At 42.5% G+C, this 18,775-nt stretch carries 19 protein-coding genes and 1 other annotated feature; of the genes, 1 reads left to right on the top strand and 18 read right to left on the bottom strand.

Features of this window, described 5'->3' with window-relative positions:
- Positions 1 to 347 precede the first annotated feature (347 nt).
- The gene (locus tag FD27_RS08520) at positions 348 to 773 is read left to right on the top strand and encodes an ArsC/Spx/MgsR family protein (protein ID WP_057752689.1); all 426 of its coding nucleotides are present in this window, start codon (positions 348 to 350) and stop codon (positions 771 to 773) included.
- A 117-nt stretch (positions 774 to 890) separates the two neighbouring features.
- Here the strand turns inward: FD27_RS08520 and FD27_RS08515 are convergent, their stop codons facing one another.
- The 18 genes from FD27_RS08515 to ftsA all read right to left on the bottom strand — a co-directional run bounded on the left by FD27_RS08515 (position 891) and on the right by ftsA (position 18,775).
- The gene (locus FD27_RS08515; RefSeq protein WP_057752686.1) at positions 891 to 1,862 is read right to left on the bottom strand and encodes a ribose-phosphate diphosphokinase; all 972 of its coding nucleotides are present in this window, start codon (positions 1,860 to 1,862) and stop codon (positions 891 to 893) included.
- 53 nt (positions 1,863 to 1,915) lie between these two features.
- Positions 1,916 to 4,423 carry an SF1B family DNA helicase RecD2 gene (gene recD2, locus FD27_RS08510; RefSeq protein WP_057752682.1) on the bottom strand — a complete coding sequence of 836 codons (2,508 nt, stop codon included), beginning with the start codon at positions 4,421 to 4,423 and terminating at the stop codon, positions 1,916 to 1,918.
- 23 nt (positions 4,424 to 4,446) lie between these two features.
- Positions 4,447 to 5,133: a tetratricopeptide repeat protein gene (locus FD27_RS08505; protein ID WP_057752679.1), complete on the bottom strand. Its 687-nt coding sequence runs from the start codon at positions 5,131 to 5,133 to the stop codon at positions 4,447 to 4,449.
- A gap of 15 nt (positions 5,134 to 5,148) precedes the next feature.
- Positions 5,149 to 5,805, bottom strand: coding sequence for a histidine phosphatase family protein (locus tag FD27_RS08500; protein WP_057752675.1), 657 nt, complete (start codon positions 5,803 to 5,805; stop codon positions 5,149 to 5,151).
- Between the two features lie 234 nt (positions 5,806 to 6,039).
- Positions 6,040 to 7,173, bottom strand: a complete 1,134-nt coding sequence (gene mnmA, locus FD27_RS08495) for a tRNA 2-thiouridine(34) synthase MnmA (RefSeq protein WP_057752695.1) — start codon at positions 7,171 to 7,173, stop codon at positions 6,040 to 6,042.
- A gap of 112 nt (positions 7,174 to 7,285) precedes the next feature.
- The gene (locus FD27_RS08490; protein WP_057752671.1) at positions 7,286 to 7,630 is read right to left on the bottom strand and encodes a DUF1831 domain-containing protein; all 345 of its coding nucleotides are present in this window, start codon (positions 7,628 to 7,630) and stop codon (positions 7,286 to 7,288) included.
- Positions 7,630 to 8,793, bottom strand: coding sequence for a cysteine desulfurase family protein (locus FD27_RS08485; protein WP_057752668.1), 1,164 nt, complete (start codon positions 8,791 to 8,793; stop codon positions 7,630 to 7,632). The genes FD27_RS08490 and FD27_RS08485 overlap by 1 nt, the downstream gene beginning before the upstream one ends.
- Positions 8,794 to 8,808: 15 nt before the next feature.
- Positions 8,809 to 9,501, bottom strand: a complete 693-nt coding sequence (locus FD27_RS08480) for a 5'-methylthioadenosine/adenosylhomocysteine nucleosidase (RefSeq protein ID WP_057752665.1) — start codon at positions 9,499 to 9,501, stop codon at positions 8,809 to 8,811.
- 13 nt (positions 9,502 to 9,514) lie between these two features.
- Positions 9,515 to 9,814, bottom strand: coding sequence for a hypothetical protein (locus FD27_RS08475; protein WP_057752661.1), 300 nt, complete (start codon positions 9,812 to 9,814; stop codon positions 9,515 to 9,517).
- Positions 9,807 to 10,358 (bottom strand): NUDIX hydrolase, encoded by a 552-nt coding sequence (locus FD27_RS08470; RefSeq protein WP_057752658.1) that lies wholly within the window; start codon positions 10,356 to 10,358, stop codon positions 9,807 to 9,809. The genes FD27_RS08475 and FD27_RS08470 overlap by 8 nt, the downstream gene beginning before the upstream one ends.
- Positions 10,359 to 10,571: a cold-shock protein gene (locus FD27_RS08465; protein ID WP_057752655.1), complete on the bottom strand. Its 213-nt coding sequence runs from the start codon at positions 10,569 to 10,571 to the stop codon at positions 10,359 to 10,361.
- A gap of 165 nt (positions 10,572 to 10,736) precedes the next feature.
- On the bottom strand, positions 10,737 to 13,532 hold the full coding sequence (gene ileS / locus FD27_RS08460) for an isoleucine--tRNA ligase (RefSeq protein WP_057752652.1): 2,796 nt from the start codon (positions 13,530 to 13,532) through the stop codon (positions 10,737 to 10,739).
- 56 nt (positions 13,533 to 13,588) lie between these two features.
- Positions 13,589 to 13,805, bottom strand: a binding site (T-box leader).
- A gap of 21 nt (positions 13,806 to 13,826) precedes the next feature.
- Positions 13,827 to 14,588, bottom strand: a complete 762-nt coding sequence (locus FD27_RS08455) for a DivIVA domain-containing protein (protein ID WP_057752650.1) — start codon at positions 14,586 to 14,588, stop codon at positions 13,827 to 13,829.
- 21 nt (positions 14,589 to 14,609) lie between these two features.
- On the bottom strand, positions 14,610 to 15,392 hold the full coding sequence (locus FD27_RS08450; RefSeq protein ID WP_057752647.1) for a YlmH family RNA-binding protein: 783 nt from the start codon (positions 15,390 to 15,392) through the stop codon (positions 14,610 to 14,612).
- A gap of 1 nt (position 15,393) precedes the next feature.
- Entirely contained in the window at positions 15,394 to 15,660 is a 267-nt protein-coding gene (locus FD27_RS08445) for a YggT family protein (protein WP_413230743.1), read from the bottom strand.
- A gap of 17 nt (positions 15,661 to 15,677) precedes the next feature.
- Positions 15,678 to 16,079 (bottom strand): cell division protein SepF, encoded by a 402-nt coding sequence (locus tag FD27_RS08440; RefSeq protein ID WP_057752644.1) that lies wholly within the window; start codon positions 16,077 to 16,079, stop codon positions 15,678 to 15,680.
- 71 nt (positions 16,080 to 16,150) lie between these two features.
- A complete protein-coding gene (gene ftsZ / locus FD27_RS08435) occupies positions 16,151 to 17,398 on the bottom strand; it encodes a cell division protein FtsZ (RefSeq protein ID WP_057752641.1) in 1,248 nt (415 codons plus the stop codon).
- A gap of 18 nt (positions 17,399 to 17,416) precedes the next feature.
- The gene (gene ftsA / locus FD27_RS08430; RefSeq protein WP_057752638.1) at positions 17,417 to 18,775 is read right to left on the bottom strand and encodes a cell division protein FtsA; all 1,359 of its coding nucleotides are present in this window, start codon (positions 18,773 to 18,775) and stop codon (positions 17,417 to 17,419) included.

Below are 18,775 nucleotides of genomic sequence, written 5' to 3'. Positions count from 1 at the left end.
TCAGATTTCACAAAGTCCTATTTAGAATTTACACCAATTATACGGACATAACCTTTGAAGACATAGGAAACATCCTCCCCATTTTTGAGATTACAACGAAATCAAGCCATCATTTAACTTAATATCTTTGTTAAAAATTTTACATCTTCTTAACCATAGCATTTTTTTAAAAAATCAGGTAGTAATTTTAACATTTCTTAAGAACCAAATTGGCGAACTAATTAATAAATTATAAAAGTTTCTTATGAAAAAGTTATTTTGGTTAAAAATGTTTAAAATCAGCATTCAAAAAACCAGTCCGGAAAAGGAGATTGGTACAATGAGGTCAGCAATAAGGAAGTGAGTGCATGGTAACTGTTTATTTTCATACAAACGACCCGTCGAAACGCCGTGCTGTGAAGTGGTTGACTGCCCATCAGTTACAGGTGTCACAACGAAACATTGAAAGGAATCCTTTAACGCGAGCAGAAGTCTATGAGCTCCTTAGCAAGTCCTTAAACGGAACTGCTGACCTAATCTCGACCCGTTCCCGGGACACTAAGGCACTCGACCTTACGCGGGATAATTTGACTATAAATCAATTGGCAGATGCTATTCAGACATGCCCTCACGTTCTTAAGAATCCGATTATTTGCGATGAAGTCAAGTTAGTCACTGGTTTTGATCAAGAAAAGATGGGGATCTTCATCCCTCAACGACAACGTAAGATGGAATTATCTGAGTTGTTATTAAAGAACGGACCACAAGCAGGACACTTTGCTTTTCCCATGTAGTCCAAAAGAATAACTAACTATCAACACAAAACGATATTCAAAAAGGCCGCTAACGCTCAATTAAATGAACGTTAGCGGCTTTTTCGGTGAATAACATCAGCAGTCCTTTGGACCAGACTATTTATTAAATAATTCCCGAATAGATTGATGATTGTGAACCCGGACGACGGCTTCCTTAAGTAAGTTAGCGACAGAAAGCTGGCGAAGCTTTGGGAAGTCCTTTTCTTTGGGCAGCATAATGGTATCAGTTACCAACATTTCTTTGATTGGCGACTCTTGAATTACCTGGGGTGCATTCCCAGATAAAACAGCATGGGTGGCAATTCCGTAGATATCGGTAGCCCCAAATTGCTTGAGTGCTTGTGCAGATAAACTCATCCGTACACCAGTGTCAACAATGTCATCGACAATTAAGGCCGTCTTACCTTTGACATCACCAATCACGTATTCTGGCACTTGCTGGTTTGAGCGTTCACGCACCTCATCATTACGGTTATCAACAATGGCAATTGGCGCTTTAATAGCTTCCGCGAAACGCCGCGCCAAACTTACACCAGCATGGTCTGGTGAAACAACCACCAAATCATTGGTAAAATGCTGTTGTTGAACAAAATCCGCAAATAAAGGGGTTGCCTGCAGGTGGTCAACTGGGATATCAAAGAATCCTTGAACTTGTGCGGCATGTAGATCAATCGTGATTAGGCGATTAATCCGGTCCATTTCCAATAAGTTAGCAATTAACTTAGCGGTAATTGGTTCACGTGGACGGGCCTTCCGATCTTGACGCGCATAACCATAATAGGGCATTACAACATTAATCGAAGCAGCGCTTGCCCGTCGTAATGCATCAACCATAATCATTAGTTCCATGAAGTTGGTATTCACGGGATCAGAGACTGATTGAATAACGTAAACTTCACAGCCCCGAACACTTTCGTCAATAGAAACTTTAATTTCGCCATCAGCAAAGTGACTAACTGAAGCTTTACTCAACGGTAGGCCAATCTTATCGGCCACAGATTGAGCAAGAACTGGGTTAGAGTTTAAGGCGAACAAACGAACATTATTAGCATCTTTAATTTCAGTCATAATATGCTCCTATAGTTAATAAAACAACAAATCAGCTATATTATCGCAAGTTTTTATGAAAGGCGCAAGCTCTTCGCTGAATGTTCTGGACGAATGCCATCCATCCCAATCATTGGATCAATGGCCCCCGTCCTGATCAGCTCCGCAGTGAGAATATGTGTATCTCCACTGATTGTTGCCGTCTTGGAGATGGTTTCTCCTTGTTGGTTTTCATTTGTTTCCTGTGAATTGTTTTTATGTGCTGGTGATAATTCACGATTATCGTTAGTTAGTAAACCGTCTCCCGACTGGTCATTAACTGTTTCTCCCCAAACAGATTGCAACCGTTGAAGCAGGGTCGTATGACGATTTATGGATTGATTGTTAATACAAGTAAGATAAGCTTGCGGTTCCCCTAATAATACTAATTTCGATGAAGCCCGCGTAACAGCCGTATACAAAAGGTTGCGTTGTAACATCCGGCCAAATTCATGAACCAATGGTAAAACAACCATCTTAAACTGACTACCTTGAGCCTTGTGAATGGAAATTGCATATGCCAACCTAATTTGGTTCCAATCCATCCGCCCATAAGTAACTTCATTACCATCGAAATCAATTGTCATAGTGGTCCGCTTATGGTTCTTAGTCTGCTCAATCATTGTGATTTTACCAATATCACCGTTGAACACATTATTTTCAGGGCTATTAACTAATTGCAGCACCTTATCACCCACGCGAAAGACTTGTCCTCGAAACTCGACTTCTGTCTTGTCTGAGGTAGCGGGATTATAAACCTGCTGAGCAAGTTCATTTAAATGATTGACGCCCGCCTGACCACGATACATTGGTGCCAGAATCTGCAAATCATCCGCAGAATAACCTTTCTTTAGCGCCATTTTAATGATTTGTTCAACAGCATTCGGTACTTGACTAGCGCGACATGAGATAAACGACCTGTCTGCCTCCCGGCTCGTTAGATCTGATGGGATCCGGCCATTCTTAATAGCATGAGCTAAGGAAATAATCGTTGAATCTGCCGATTGCCGGTGAATTTGAGTAAGTTCGACCTTTGGCAAGTGATCAAATGCTAACAGGTCATGGAAGACCTGACCGGCCCCTACAGATGGTAATTGGTCCTTATCGCCAACCAAGACAACGTGCATTGTATCCGGAATGGACTGGACAAGAACCTTAAACAAGAGCGTGTCCACCATCGACATTTCATCGACAATCAACAATGACCCGGTCAATTCTTTGGCGTTTAGTTCATTAGGACTTTCCCGGCCATTGAGCCCTAGTAGGCGGTGAATAGTACTTGCTGGCAAATCCGTTGCTTCACTCATTCGTTTAGCAGCACGGCCAGTTGGTGCTGCCAGCAAGATCGGGAAGGCCTTCTCCTTGTATTCTTTGGGATCCAATGATAGTTGGTGCATATCAGCAAATCCGGCAACGATCCCCTTAATAATGGTCGTTTTCCCTGTTCCAGGGCCACCAGTCAATAACATTAGTTTTGATCGCAAAGCGGTTTTTATTGCTTCCTGTTGATGTTGATCATATTTAATTCCTGTTTGAGTAGAAAGTTTGGCCAGAACAGAGCCAATTTCGGACTGTTGGTCACTCTGATCACTGTTATTCATCAAGCGATTAAGTTGATTGGCAATTTGAAACTCAGCATCAAATAGTGCACGGGGGTATATCCGTTGGTTTTCATACTGAATATCACCCTTCTTGCCCAGCGCGACAATCCGCTCGGATATCAGGTCTGTCTGAACAGCCCGAGAACGATTCTGGGAAAGTAAAGTCTGACATTGTCTCAATAACGGTGGAGCACTCGTATATGTATCCCCACTCATCATGGTGAGATCATCCAGTGCCTGGACAATTGCGGCATCTACCCGTCGCGGATCATCAGCTTGAATATCAAAATGAGCAGCAACCTGATCGGCACGTTGGAAGCTAATACCATCAATGTCATGAGCCAACTGGTAAGGATTTTTGCTAATCACATCAAGTGTTTCTTCCCCATAGCGTTCAAAAATTGTGGATGCCAGATTACTACCAAAGCCCAGATCATTTAACCCGATGACGATCTGATCCATGCCCTGGTTGGCCGTAAGGTTGGCAATAATAGATTGCCTAATAGCTGGCCGTAAATTTAACGAGTTAAGGACCGTATGATCATTATTAATCTTATTAATGGCATCATTACCCAAAGCATCAACAATCTTAGTCGCGGTCTTTTCTCCAACGCCAGGAAATTGCTTCCCACTCAGAAAGCTAATCACCCCATCCCGACTACTAGGCTGGTTGACATGATAAGAAGAAGCCTGGAACTGTTGACCATATTTTGGATGATCGACCAGTTTCCCTTCAAAGCGGTAGGTTTGATCATCACGAAGGTCGCCAAAAGATCCCGTCACCGTTATTTCATTCTCCGTCCAGTCGAAATTGTTATCTTCAACAGACACAATCAAGACCTTGTAAAAGGAATCAGGACTGTCAAAAATATCAGACTGAACTTGACCAATAAAAAAAGACGGCTCATGTGGCACGTCGAATAAACTAATTTCATCTGCCATCTGAGTCATCCTCCTGTGAATGGTTAATCATTATGAGATTGCGTTTTACGTAATGTTTTTTCAATATCAGCAATCTTTTGTTCACTCTTTTGGTAATATGCAAGGTCCAATTGTTTAGCTTGGTTGAGATAGTCTTGGTAAGGCTGACCCAACACCATCGCAACTAGTCCGCGGTTAAATTGGGTGTCAGCTCGTCCTGGGTGCCGCTTCAGAATTTTATCATAGTAATCACCAGCTTGAGCAAATTCGCCCAGTGCTAATAGTGAGTCTCCTAAGACCTGATTAATTTCTGGGTCATTCGGGCGCAACTCGTGGGCCGTCAACCCATACGCTACTGCCTGTTTATGCAGTCCCTTCTTCATATAACTCTGCGCAAGCATTAAGTATGAATCTGCTTTCCGTTTAGGATCTTCAATCTTATTAAATAAGTCGATAGCCCGGTCCACTTTACCAACTTCATAGTAAAGGTTCCCCAGTCCATAGTTTAACAAGTCAATAGCTTCCTGGTCTTGCTTGGCATCAAAGATTCCTAGTGCCTTCATAAAAAGCTCTTCTGCTTGCTCATAATCCTTTAATCGTGTTAGTAAAGCGCCCAGATCATAGTAATTATTCGCACGGTCAGGATATTCATCGATTGCTGTGATCAACTTATGAACTAATTTTTCCGTTTGCTTCTTTTGTTCTTCCCGATTAATTTTTTCTTCTGCCATGGTCTTATTCACTCCTTAAATCGTGTCAGTTGGATCAACTGTTGTCTTCTTGAGATACGAAGTGTCATTCCACTTTTCAAGCTCAAAGTGCTTGGCATCGTTAGTCGACAAAATGGTAGTAGAAGTATTACTGAGTCCTCCACGATCCTTTAAGTGTGCCAGAGATGCCCCCGCTAATGCATTAATGGACGCATTCAAGGCTGCCCCGTGTGAAACAACGACAATGTCTTCATCAGGATTATTTCGACAAAATTCACGAATAGCATCACCCATCCGTGCAATTACTTGTTGGAAACTTTCACTTCCGATGACGGTCTCATCAAACTGATCGGGATGATGGCGAAAGTTATGCAAAGTCTGAGGCCATTTATCAGCGACGTCAGTAAAATGCATTCCTTCCATCTTTCCTAAGTTAAATTCCTTCAAGCGACTATCAATCGTCAACGGAATCTGTTTGCCCAACCGCTTAATAAGCGTTCCAGCAGTTACCCGGGCACGTTTAAGAGGACTCGTATAAACATGAACAATAGGAACAGTTCGGAGGGATTCCGCTAGTAATTCGATCTCCCGATATGAGGACGGTAATAATGGTGAATCACCATGTGCTCCTTGGTATCGAGACTCAAGATTCCATTCAGTTTTACCATGACGAATTAAATAAACTTTTGTCATATTCACTAACCTTTTTTATCTATTCTACCAAAAAAACCGGCAGAGCGTTATGAAAACTAAAATTAAATAGAAAGTAAGCGTGATAGAAGGCATTTATAATTTCGCCTTCACGCCCCTCATAAGCAGAAAGAGGGCTCTAGCATTCGGCTTTTTCGAATACTAGAACCCTTTTGTGTACTGCACTGTAACAATTTAACTATACAATAGGTCCTATCGTCACAATCATTTAACAACCTAAACGTATTGTAACTGGTGTTCATGGTTATATGCCCGGTCAATAATTGCTGAGCCAAGGCACTCTTGACCATCATAGAAGACGACCGCTTGACCAGGCGTTATGGCCCGAGCTGGATCATCAAAGTTCACAGTTACCTGTTGACCATCCTCAGATAAATGAGCAGTGACTCCAACATCTTTTTGTCGGTACCGGAATTTGGCTGTGCAATGGAAGTCATGTCCATACCGAGAAATCACGTCATCAACCCAATGAATATCACTCGCTTCAAGATGAGTTGCGTACAGGTGTGGATTCTCATAACCCTGACCAACATAAAGAATGTTCTTCTTAATATCCTTACCAACAACAAACCAAGGTGCGTTGCTATGTTGATTACCACCAAGGCCCAATCCACGCCGTTGACCAATTGTATAGTACATCAAACCCATGTGTTGACCAACAATCTTGCCATCAACCGTTTCCATATTACCAGGTTGAGCTGGAATGTAATGGCTCAAGAATTCACGAAAATGACCATCTTCACCAATGAAACAAATTCCAACAGAGTCTTTTTTCTTGGCAGTTGCCAGTCCCGCTTCCGCAGCGATTTGGCGAATCTCTGGTTTGGTGTAATGAGCCAATGGGAAAAGAACTTTGTCAAGCTGCTCATAATCCAGCTGACTCAAGAAATAAGTTTGGTCCTTATTTTGATCCTTAGCCCGCATCAGGTGCATATGGCCATCAGAATCACGTTTCAAATCGGCATAGTGACCCGTTGCTACGTAGTCTGCCCCCAATTGATTAGCATAATCGATAAATGCTTTAAACTTAATTTCCTTATTGCAAATTACATCCGGGTTAGGCGTCCGCCCCTTTTTGTATTCCGCAATAAAGTATTTAAAAACACGGTCCCAGTATTCCTTCTCGAAGTTGACTGAATAATATGGGATACCAATCTTGGTTGCTACTTTTGCAACGTCTTTATAATCTTCCGTCGCGGTACAAACACCATTTTCGTCGGTATCATCCCAGTTTTTCATGAAGACACCCACGACATCGTATCCTTGACGTTTGAGTAGTAGAGCAGTGACGGAGGAATCAACTCCCCCACTCATACCAACAACTACTCGTGTATGACTATGATCAGTCATATATTTATCACCATCATTTCGAATAGATTCTGGAAAATCTACTGCGATTGAAGGTCGCATGACTCCAGTGAAAATCATTGTAACAAAGATTTACGTGTTATGCATAGCTAAACTATTCTTTAACCGTGAAAACATCCCGGTCAAGCATTTCTTTCAGAATATAGTGATATTGTTCAACAAATTCTTTTGCTCGGGCATGCTTAAAGATATTAATCTTGCTAGCACCATTTCCAGTGACGGTTTCCATCTTAAATCCAGAGAAGTCACTCGCAATTAAGATCCGTAACTTGGCAACCGGATTAAATGGGTTATTCGTATCAACACTGCCCACGTATTCAAAGTTACCGCGACGCGTTTCTTCAAATCCTAAATCTAATAGGGTATACCGCTTAACATTGTCACTGAGTTGATAAGTTGTTGTATCACCAGCAACTTTTACTGACTTGGCAAATTGCATTATTGAACCTCCTTCACGTGCTTGAGCTGGTTAACAATTTTCACAATAGCATCAATTAAAGCCTGAACGTCCTCTTCAGTATTAATCGCACCAAAACTGATTCGAATTGATTGACTAATTCGTGGACTATCTTTGCCAAACATCGCTGTCAAAACATGAGAAGGTTCAATACTCCCTGCCGTACATGCGGACCCTCCAGAAACAGCGAAGCCTGCCAAATCGAGGTCTGTTTGCATAACATATGTAGAAATTCCCTTGAACCAAATATTCAACACATGGTTCAGGTTATGGGGATCAACCTGACCATTAACTTCAAAATCAACCCCAGCCTTTGTCAAGCCATCCACAATCATCTGCTTAAAATGATAGAAGCGTTGACGACGTTCCGCTTTTACTTCTGGAGTATCTAATTCAACTGCTTTAGCAAAAGCCGCAATGGCCGGAACGTTTTCGGTACCGGCACGCCGTTTAGTTTCCTGGTCGCCACCACGAACAAAGCTTGGGAAGTTAATTCCTTCACGACGGTAAAGGAAACCAATCATCTTGGGCCCATTTAGCTTATGAGCTGACGTCGATAACATGTCGATATGATCTGCTTGGACATCAATCGGTAATAATCCATATGCCTGGACCGCATCGGTATGGAACCACGCTTGGTGATCCTGCAAAATTTCACCAATTTCATGAATGGGCATCCGTGATCCGACCTCATTATTACCCATCATAATAGTAACTAGGATGGTATCATCACGAAGTGCTTTCTTAAAATCATCCAGTGAGATATTGCCATATTGGTCCACCGGCAAGTAGGTTACATCAAATCCTTGCTTCTCCAGGAAATGAAGGGGCTTCAAAACCGCTTCATGCTCAATGGCAGTCGTAATGATGTGCTTTCCCAGGGATTGACGAGCTAATGCAGTTTGAATAATGGCTGTATTATCACTTTCGGTCCCGCCACTGGTAAATACAATCTCATCATCTTTAGCATTAATACTTTGGGCGATAATGTGACGACTGTTGTCCATCACTAATTTAGCGTGGCGTCCATATGAGTACCCAGTCGATGCATTGCCCCATGTTTCTTTCATTTGCTTAGTCATTTCGTCAATCACTGGCTTGGTCATTGGCGTCGTGGCAGCATTGTCAAAATACTTTTCACTCACGGTAATCCTCCTAAATTAGGCTAAATCTTGGAACATCTGTAACAGCATCTTAGCGGACCGTTTACCTGCATCAATAATAAAATCGTCGAAACTGACACCGGCATTCTCATCCCCAGTGTCAGACATAGCTCGAACCACTAGATACGGGATACTATGATCAGTTGCCACTTGCCCAACAGCAGCCCCTTCCATTTCGCTAGACAGTGCATCAGGGAAATGTTTCAAAATCTCGTTAATGGCATCTTGGCTAGCGACAAATTGATCACCGGTGACAATTAGTCCACGTTTAATATTCAAACCTGTCTTTTCACCAGCTTTAGCTAGCAGCTGACCCCACTTGTCAGATGCCCGAAACCGTGGTTCTTTGCCGGGTAACTGACCGTATTGATAATTAAAAGCTGTAGCATCGACATCATGGTAGGCAGTTTCGGTGGAAATGACAATATCGCCAACATGGAGGCCTTGACCTATTCCACCAGCGGACCCGGAATTGATTACCATGCCAGCTTGACAGTCAGTAATGAGGTGTTCAGCTGTAATTCCGGCTTCCACCTTTCCAATTCCTGATTCAACTAACGTTACCGGTGTTCCAAACAACTGGCCACCATAATACTTTTTGCCGCCAATCTCCTGGATATTTTCCTGGTCCAACGCTGCTAACAGCTCTTTAATTTCTTCTGGCATTGCACAAATAATTCCAAATTTCATGTCAGTAATCCTTTCATTTCACTAAAAATAAGATTAAATAAACAATTACAATTGCCACCACAAGACCAACAATTGCAATGTTTAACCGTCTTTTTAAACGCGCCATTTTTTCATTTGATACTGCCGTTTTTCTCTCTTGAGCAGTATTTTCCCGCGAACCAACACCCACTTGATGGAGTTCATCACTAGGGTGAGATGGATCTGGCTGCGATTCAGTTTCATGATCGTCATGATGAATTAGTTGCCGACGATATTCAGCCCGGGAAATGCCCGCTGACCGATGATTATCGTGGTCTTGTTTAAATTCATCCATTCCGTTTCATCCCTTGCCAATAATAGATTGCCATGATTGTTTTAGCATCTTGAATTTGACCATCATCAATCATTTTGAGGGCTTGTGCCAACGAAACTTTCATCAAAGACAACTGCTCATCCTGGTCCTGTGGTAATTTATTCTGTACCGGCGTGAGACCAGTTGCCAAGTATAATGTCATAAACTCATCTAAAACACCAACGGAGGTGTAAAACGATGATACCTTTGTCAGTTTCTTAGCAGCATAGCGCGTTTCTTCATTTAACTCGCGTTTAGCAGCATGTACAGGATCAGCACTATCGCGTGAATCAACCTTCCCTGCTGGAATTTCAAGCGTCGTGGCGTGAATTGGAGATCGCCACTGCTTTTCTAAGATCATTTTGTTATCATCAGTAATTGCCAAAATAGCAATTGCCGGTGCATGGTGAACAATCTCGCGTTGCGAATGGTGACCTTCTGGAGTAATGACATCTTCAACATCAACCGAGATTAAGTGTCCTTTAAACACATTTTTAGTATGAGTTGTCTTTTCAGCAAAATCCATTTAAATCCCTCGCTTAATTAGCCGGACATGTGCCGCTTGTGGGCCACGTTGTCCTTGAACAATTACTAGGCTAACGGTCTGACTAGCTTGCAAAGTGCGTCGACCGTGACCCTCAATTCCACTATAATGAACAAAAATATCGCCTTCATGAGGAACAGTGACAAATCCCCATCCCTTATCCGGGTCAAAACTTTTAACAGTACCCTTTAACATATTTTCACCTACACACAAAAGCGGGGCCCTGACAGTGGTCAAAGCCCCAACTTTCTAATTATCTATAATACTCGTCGTCAATGGGGCGCTGAGAATTATTCTTATCACGTCAACCATTTTACAACGCTAAACATACTTTGTCATTTCGAACAATTGTTGTTTAAATTATTTTTCTAAACCTTCATTGACAGTTTCAGGGAAGTTTTCGCGCACAATCTTAGCACACCGCGCACAGAGAGTTGGGTAGGCATCATCGCTACCAACATCTTCTTTGGTCATCCGACACCGCGCACAAACATCACCCTTAGCAGGTTCAACCAATACACTCAGTCCATCATTGTAAGAATCTGCTTTATCGCTAGCATCTTCCAATGCTTCGATATCCAAGGCTGAAACACCAAGTAACAACTTGACATCAGTACCCAGATCTTCGAGCAGTTGTTGGTTATGACCATTAACATATAGGGTGACATGAGCTTCAAGCGACTTACCAATCATTTTCGCGTTCCGGGCTTCTTCAAGGCTCTTCAGAACATGTGAACGCACTTCCATAAATTCGTCCCATTGTGCTAACAGGTCATCTTCATTGTCGAAGTGACGAACATCAGGAATTTCAGTAAGTTGAACAAACTCTTCTGGTTCGTTCATGTAACTCCATACTTCTTCAGTCGTGTGTGGCAAAATTGGCGTTAACAGCTTAACCATAGTCAACAATACATCATAAAAGACGGTTTGCATTGACCGACGAACTGGAGAATCTTCAGCTTCAATGTACAGAACATCCTTTGCAACATTCATGTAAAAGGCTGATAAATCATTGTTAACAAAGTTAATCAAGAGACGGTAGGCATCCAAGAAGTCGTATTGGTCAAAGTCTGCCCGCATCTTTGCTAAGAAGTGGTTCAGCTTAACTAACATGTACTGGTCAACCGTGGTTAAGTCTTCATATGAAACAGTGTTGTGAGCAGGATTAAAGTCACTGGTGTTAGCTAACAAGAAACGGAAAGTATTCCGCAACTTCCGGTACGCTTCAGAGATCTGTTGGAAGGTCCCCATAGAAACCCGAACATCAGCAGAGGTATCGGCACTCATGACCCACAAACGAATGATTTCCGCACCCATTTGCTTAACAACCTTGTTTGGATCAATTACGTTTCCTTGTGACTTACTCATCTTGTTGCCACGTTTATCAAGGGTGAATCCTTGAGAAACAATTGCTTTATATGGAGCATGCCCAGAACAAACAACACTGGTAATCAAACTGGAGTTAAACCAACCACGGTACTGATCTGATCCTTCAAGGTAAAGGTCTGCTGGATAAGTGAGGTAGTCACGTTCAGCAAGAACACCCTGGTGAGAAGAACCGGAGTCAAACCAAACATCCATGATATCGGTTTCCTTCTTGAACTTGCCATGAGGTGAATGCTCATTAGTGTATCCATCCGGTAGAAGGTCCTTAGCATCGCGTTCAAACCACACATTCGAACCATATTTTCTGAAGAGGTCTGCCACGTGATTAATTGTCTCTTCTTCAAGAATTGGCGTGCCATCTTCAGCATAGAAGATTGGCAGTGGAACACCCCAGACACGTTGCCGGGAAATTACCCAATCACCACGGTCCTTAATCATGTTCCGCAGACGAACCTTACCCCAATCTGGGAAGTATTGAACCTTTTCCAGGGCATTCAGGATGTCCTGACGCATCTTTTCAATTGATACAAACCACTGGTCAGTTGCCCGGAAAATGATTGGTTTCTTAGTCCGCCAGTCAAATGGGTAACTGTGCTTTAATGGTTCTTCCAGTAACAGAGCGTTGTTGTCCTTCAATTTATCCAAGGAAATATCATCCGCTTTTTGATAGAAGACACCGTCAAAGTCGGCACCATTTTCCTTAGTTAGTACCCCTTGATCATTAATTGGCGCAAAAATTGGTAAATCATATTTTTTACCGAAGTTGTAGTCATCATCACCATAACCAGGAGCAGTGTGGACTAACCCTGTCCCGGCATCAGCAGTAACGTAATCAGCAACCCCTACCAACAATTCGCGATCCAGGTATGGGTGATTAGTTGACATTCCTTCAAGATCCGCACCAGAAACGTGTTTTTCAACTTCATAATCGTCCCAGCTCAACTTTTCAGCAAGGGTGTTTAACAATTCGGTGGCAACAACAAACTTACGATCGTCATTGGCTGGCTTAACCACGGAGTAATCAAACTTAGCGTTAACAGCAACGGCTTCAGAAGCTGGAATAGTCCATGGCGTCGTCGTCCAAACAACTAAGTAAGTATTATTATCAAGGATGCCTTTACCATTCTTAACCTGTTCAACGAAGAATGCTGTCTTCGCCACAACATCATGGTATTCAACTTCCGCTTCAGCTAAGGCTGATTCAGAGGACCATGACCAGTAAACTGGCTTCTTGGCTTGATAAAGTAAGCCCTTCTTTGCAAATTCACCAAAGACCTTAATTTGGGCAGCTTCGAATTCTTTGTCCAAGGTTAGGTAAGGGTGATCCCATTCACCGCTAACCCCTAACCGTTTAAAGTCAGTCCGTTGCTTATCTACTTGTTTCAAAGCATATTGACGACAGAGATCACGGAATTCCGTCAAGCTCATCTTTTTCCGATCATATCCGGACTTCGTCAATTGGTGTTCAATTGGTAATCCGTGAGTATCCCACCCAGGAACATATGGGGCCCGGTAACCGCTCATTGACTTATAACGAACGATGAAGTCCTTCGAAATTTTGTTCATGGCGTGACCAATGTGAATATTTCCGTTAGCATATGGGGGACCATCATGAAGCACAAATGTTGGCTTCCCCTCATTCAATTTTTGACGTTGTTCATAGACTTTGTTTTCTTCCCATACTTTTTGACGTTGCCCTTCAGTCACTGGCAACTTACCACGCATGGGGAACTTAGTTTTGCCTAAGTTAAGCGTATCTTTTACTCGCATCAATCATTCTCCTTTCCCATCAATAACATCGCAGAAAATAAAAAGACTCCGTTCCAATATGGGACGAAGTCTTCGTGGTACCACCCTGATTCAAGGTTCAATTGTTAATTGAACCTCCTCATTAGTTTATAACGGGTACCACCCGGCTTAGCTTACTACGTTCAGCTAAACTCTCTGAGCTGATCAAGGTTAACAACCATTTGTCCTAACCTTTCACCATCCGTTAGTTCGCTGTAACTAGGTTGTTTACCTAATGCTCATCATTGATTTTCTGTGATATGTAATAAATTACAATTACTGTTGATTATTGTCATCTGGGAAAACAACAACAGTTTCTCCAGAATCGCTATTCTCAGAGCTGCCATCATCAGGAGCATCGTCATTCGCCTGTTGAACAGGTTCTTCACTGGCAGTTGCTGCTTCGTCAGGTGCCACTGGAGTTTTCTCCGGTTGATCAACAGTATTTGTAGTAGTTGTTGTAGATTCTACACTCTGAGATGAATCGCTGTCAAGCCGAGTTCCCAGGATTTTTTGAATTTCATCATACTTATCCAAGTCATCGTTAGCCAGGAGTTTATCCCATTCGTCACTCTTAACAACTTCCAGTTGTGATTCCAACATAACTTGTAACCGTTGACGGAAAATCCGCGTTTGCTTCTTGAGGTCGTTGGTCTCTGTTGTCAATTTACGCGTTTCCTCAGTACTATTTTCGATCACCTGATTAGCCTTTTCGTTAGCTGTAGACACAATATCAGTAGCTTGTTTTTGAGCTTCACGAATCATAATGTCTGCTTCACGCTTAGCATTATTCTTAACTTTATCAGCGGCTTCTTGGGCAACCAGAATTGATTTATTCAACGAATCCTTTAATTCACTAAAGTACTTCAGCTTGCCCTCATCTGCCTGAACAGTTTCCTGCAAAGCACGAACTTGATCAGTTAATTCTTGAACTGTTTGTGATACTTCCTGGATAAAATCATTGACTTCATTTTGGTTGTATCCACGCATTTTAGTATTGAATTGCGTTTTATTGATTTGATCTACAGTTAATGACATTTTTATTCCTCCAAAATTTAACTAGGCATGAATTACAGAAAGAGCAATTCGACGTTTACCTTTCCTTGTGACTGATCCCATATGGTCGACCCGGATACGTCCGGCGTGACGAACGGAAACGATGTCATGAACTACTAACGAATAGTCTGGGCGATCTATGACTTCCCAATTAACCTGGGCTAATTGGTGTTCGACGATTTGTTTTGCCCGGTTACGCGAGTAGTGAAATGCACTGGCAATAATTGCATCCAAGCGGAGTGACGAGATTGTCGTCGTTACAGGCTCCCAATCATCACTTGCAGATAGTAGATTGCCTTCAACAACGAGCCAGCGAACTTTAATGCGACCGACATGATCAATTTGCTGATCCACAAATCTAGCCATCTGGTTGGTCATGACAACTTGCCAACGGCCCTCGCCATCTGTAATAATATCGCCAAATGATGACCGTTCTAACCCTTCACCAAGTAATGTGCCCATTATCTGACGATGATGAAGTTCGGCAAACTTGGTTGGATAATCAACCTGTAAGACTTGCAGCTCAAAATCATCATCATTTGGTTTGAAGTAATCCGGATAAATCAGCAAGCGTTGCATTTCTGCATTTGGGTAACCACCACTAGCCTGAGCATGAACATTATCATTGCGGTTCACCAATGTTTGCGCAATATATACTTGCCGTGGATTTAGGAATGAGGTCAATACTGGCCGATACTGATTTTCGACTGTCGCAATCTGCCCCTCTAACTCATCAATAAATGGCCCTTCATCTGGGCGAAAATGTTGTTTTACATTGTTAATCATTTTAAATCATCATGGTCAAAGCCTTTAAGCCGTATTGAACGAGGTACAGGACAAAAATTGCGACAACTGGGGCAAAACTAATTCCACCAATCGGCGGGATAAAATCGAACCACCGCATGTAAGGTTCGACCAGTCGATTGATAACGTCTCCTAATTTTGTTCCCCGTGCATTAGGAAACCATGACAATAGGCACCAAACAACAATTACCAAAATATAGAGATCAACTAATTGATAGATGGCCCAAATCAGGAAATTAATAAATCCCACTTGATTCACCCTCCAATCTAAATGTGATCTGCTTCCCGTTTCAGATTAGTGGATAAATCACCAGAAACTTCAAAGTTCTTTGGCGTGCACAAAAAGATTTCCTTACCAATTCGCTTAATGTCCCCATCGATGGCAAAAACGGTCCCGTTTAAGAAATCAACGATCCGTCCCGCCACCTTGGGATCCATTTGACTGAAGTTAACAATCACTGCCCGATTGTTCAATAGTTGGGTAGCAATTTGTTTCACGTCAGCGTATAGACGGGGTTCATACAAACTAATCTGACTAGTCCGTGCACGACTAGCATTCATTGGGACAACTTTATTATTGTCAATTGGCTGAGCTTGATCATCTTCATAATACTCATCATCAGGCTGATCAGCATCGCCAAAGAGGCTTTTTAATAATTTACTAGCCATAGATGTTCCTCCTTGTTAAAAGCGAAAATGGAGGCAGTTAATACAAAGATTAACCCCCTCCCGTTTACTTATTATGAACGACGATTCTTAAAGAAAGGTGGTGTGGATAAGTTGTCATCGTCACCATCGTCAGTAGCTGAAGAATCATCATTGAAAACGTTAAATTCTGGTTTCTTAACATTTGAGAATTCGTTGTTTTCATCGGCAGCGTCAGTATCTACCCCTGCAGTTGGATCATTCCAACCATCAAATGGGTCCTTGGCTGCACTATCTTGGTGAGATTGAGTATCTTGATTAGCGGTTGCCGTTTGAGGCTGAGCATTTTGATGACGGCTGACCGCCTTCTTTGCAGCTTGTTCACTATCAATTCCGGTAGCAATAACTGTAACCCGTACTTCATCGCCCAATGATTCATCAAGTGACATCCCAAATGAAATATCAACATTAGTGCCTGCAGCTTTCTTAATAACATCAGATGCTTCTTGAGCTTCAAACATTGAAAGATCTTTACCACCAGTGATATCCATCAAAACGTGCTGGGCACCAGAAATAGAAACTTCCAATAATGGTGATGAGATCGCCTTCTTAGTAGCTTCAGTAGCCCGGTTTTCGCCAGTAGCAGAACCAACACCCATCAAAGCGGAGCCCTGGTTGGACATCAAAGTCTTGATATCAGCAAAATCCAAGTTAATGTAACCTGGGGTCACGATAAGATCAGAAATACCTTGAACCCCTTGCCGTAAAACATTGTCAGCTTCCTTGAAAGCTTCCATCATTGGCGTCTTCTTATCAATCATTTCCAATAGACGGTTGTTAGCAACGATGATTAAGGTATCAACGTTGGACTTCAACTTCTTTAAACCTTCAACGGCAAACTTATCACGCCGCGGACCTTCAAAGGAGAATGGTCGGGTAACTACACCAACAGTTAATGCTCCACTATCCTTAGCAGTCTTGGCAACAACTGGAGCAGCCCCAGTACCAGTTCCACCACCCATTCCGGCAGTGATGAAGACCATGTCAGCACCTTCCAAGGCTTGTTGAATTTGTTCTTCACTTTCTTCAGCAGCCTTTTCACCAACTTCAGGATTGGAACCAGCGCCTAGTCCTTTGGTCAATTTAGGTCCCAGTTGAATTTTCGTCTTAGCATCAGAATTGTTCAAGGCTTGAAGGTCGGTGTTAGCAACGATAAAGTCAACTCCTTGAACCTTTTCGGTGATCATTCGGTTGACGGCGTTACCGCCACCACCGCCGACACCAATAACCTTAATTTTTGCACCTGCGAATTGGTTTTCCATTGAATTTTTTTCGTTATCCATTCGTGCTTCCTCCATCGATTAGTCAAATAAGTTGTTGAATAAGCTCTTAAACTTGCTAAGCGAACTCGGTTTGTTAGAGCCTGACCGCCGTTTACTAGATTTATTCTTATTAGTTGTTTGCTTGTTTCGTGGTGATGACTGTTTAGTGGGTTGAACAGGTAACTGTTCGTTAGCGTGACTAGTTTTGCCTTGTTGCGGTAGAGCAGCGGAATGACGAACCGTCTGCTTGATTAAATGATCAATATCAGTTAAATGATCTTCATACATTCCTAAAGCGTAACTAGTTGCGAACCGTGGATGACGGATGCCCATCTGATCAGGAACACATACCTTAATGTTGCCAGCAAAGTACTGGTGAGCTAACTCCGTAATTCCAGGTAAAGCAGCAACCCCACCAATCATTACGACACCACCAGGAAGCTTAGGGGCGTTTATTTTATCGAGGCGTCGGGCAATACGGTTAAAGATTTGCCGTACTCGAGCCTCAATCACTTCCGCCAAGTACTTTTCACTGTACTGAACAGGTTCATTCTGACCAACAACATCAACGTCGATCTGAACATTTTCATCAGCTTGCTTACTGTCGGCGAAGCCATGGTCACGTTTAAGCTGTTCCGCATTACTGAATGAAGTATTCAGTACTGTTGAAATATCTTTGGTGATGTATTGGCCGCCTTCTGGGTCAACATATGTATATTTCAACTGGTGGTCATGGATGATGCTGGTCGTAGTCTGACCACCACCTAAATCAATCAATAGTGTTCCGAAGTCTTGTTCACCATCATTCAGGAGGTTGAAGCCGGTCGCAATTGGTGTGATGACAAAGTCTTTAATCTGGTAACCTGCTTTTTCAACAGCCTTCTTGGTATTATGAACAATCGTTTGAGGACCAGTATATAATGTACCCTTCATTTCCAAACGAACGCCGACCATCCCACGAGGATCTTTAATACCATCAAACCCGTCAACGATAAATTCGGTCGGTACCAAATCAATAATTGTCCGCTCTGGTGGAATACTCTGCGTTAACGCCTCTTCCGCAACTGTTGCCACGTCTTGGTTCACAATCTCCCGTGACTGACCATTATCAGCAATTGTTACCATTCCGTGGACACGCTTCATTTGCAAATAATTTGCTGGTAGTCCAACAACTACGTCTGAAATATCTACGTTGGATTTTTCCTCAGCCTGAGCGACTGCATTTGAAATTGCTTGAGCAGTCTTGTCAATGTCAACAATAACACCGCGACTCATCCCCGCTGCTGGTGCAACACCAACACCGATAACCTTGACTTGCCCCTGAACATTTTCACATACTAGTGCCTTGATCGAGGTGGTTCCAATATCTAATCCAACACATACTTCTGAATTATTCAT

This window comes from Limosilactobacillus frumenti DSM 13145 (assembly GCF_001436045.1).
GTDB lineage: Bacteria > Bacillota > Bacilli > Lactobacillales > Lactobacillaceae > Limosilactobacillus > Limosilactobacillus frumenti.
The sequence above is the reverse complement of the archived record's forward strand: the minus strand, read 5'-3'. Positions and strand labels throughout refer to the sequence as shown.

What these genes read in the sequence shown, in the direction of transcription:
- FD27_RS08520 (WP_057752689.1), top strand. Translation starts at nt 348, where the DNA reads ATGGTAACTGTTTATTTTCATACAAACGACCCGTCGAAACGCCGTGCT.
- FD27_RS08515 (WP_057752686.1), bottom strand. Translation starts at nt 1,862, where the DNA reads ATGACTGAAATTAAAGATGCTAATAATGTTCGTTTGTTCGCCTTAAAC.
- recD2 (WP_057752682.1), bottom strand. Translation starts at nt 4,423, where the DNA reads ATGGCAGATGAAATTAGTTTATTCGACGTGCCACATGAGCCGTCTTTT.
- FD27_RS08505 (WP_057752679.1), bottom strand. Translation starts at nt 5,133, where the DNA reads ATGGCAGAAGAAAAAATTAATCGGGAAGAACAAAAGAAGCAAACGGAA.
- FD27_RS08500 (WP_057752675.1), bottom strand. Translation starts at nt 5,805, where the DNA reads ATGACAAAAGTTTATTTAATTCGTCATGGTAAAACTGAATGGAATCTT.
- mnmA (WP_057752695.1), bottom strand. Translation starts at nt 7,173, where the DNA reads ATGACTGATCATAGTCATACACGAGTAGTTGTTGGTATGAGTGGGGGA.
- FD27_RS08490 (WP_057752671.1), bottom strand. Translation starts at nt 7,630, where the DNA reads ATGCAATTTGCCAAGTCAGTAAAAGTTGCTGGTGATACAACAACTTAT.
- FD27_RS08480 (WP_057752665.1), bottom strand. Translation starts at nt 9,501, where the DNA reads ATGAAATTTGGAATTATTTGTGCAATGCCAGAAGAAATTAAAGAGCTG.
- FD27_RS08475 (WP_057752661.1), bottom strand. Translation starts at nt 9,814, where the DNA reads ATGGATGAATTTAAACAAGACCACGATAATCATCGGTCAGCGGGCATT.
- FD27_RS08470 (WP_057752658.1), bottom strand. Translation starts at nt 10,358, where the DNA reads ATGGATTTTGCTGAAAAGACAACTCATACTAAAAATGTGTTTAAAGGA.
- FD27_RS08465 (WP_057752655.1), bottom strand. Translation starts at nt 10,571, where the DNA reads ATGTTAAAGGGTACTGTTAAAAGTTTTGACCCGGATAAGGGATGGGGA.
- ileS (WP_057752652.1), bottom strand. Translation starts at nt 13,532, where the DNA reads ATGCGAGTAAAAGATACGCTTAACTTAGGCAAAACTAAGTTCCCCATG.
- FD27_RS08455 (WP_057752650.1), bottom strand. Translation starts at nt 14,588, where the DNA reads ATGTCATTAACTGTAGATCAAATCAATAAAACGCAATTCAATACTAAA.
- FD27_RS08450 (WP_057752647.1), bottom strand. Translation starts at nt 15,392, where the DNA reads ATGATTAACAATGTAAAACAACATTTTCGCCCAGATGAAGGGCCATTT.
- FD27_RS08440 (WP_057752644.1), bottom strand. Translation starts at nt 16,079, where the DNA reads ATGGCTAGTAAATTATTAAAAAGCCTCTTTGGCGATGCTGATCAGCCT.
- ftsZ (WP_057752641.1), bottom strand. Translation starts at nt 17,398, where the DNA reads ATGGATAACGAAAAAAATTCAATGGAAAACCAATTCGCAGGTGCAAAA.
- ftsA (WP_057752638.1), bottom strand. Translation starts at nt 18,775, where the DNA reads ATGAATAATTCAGAAGTATGTGTTGGATTAGATATTGGAACCACCTCG.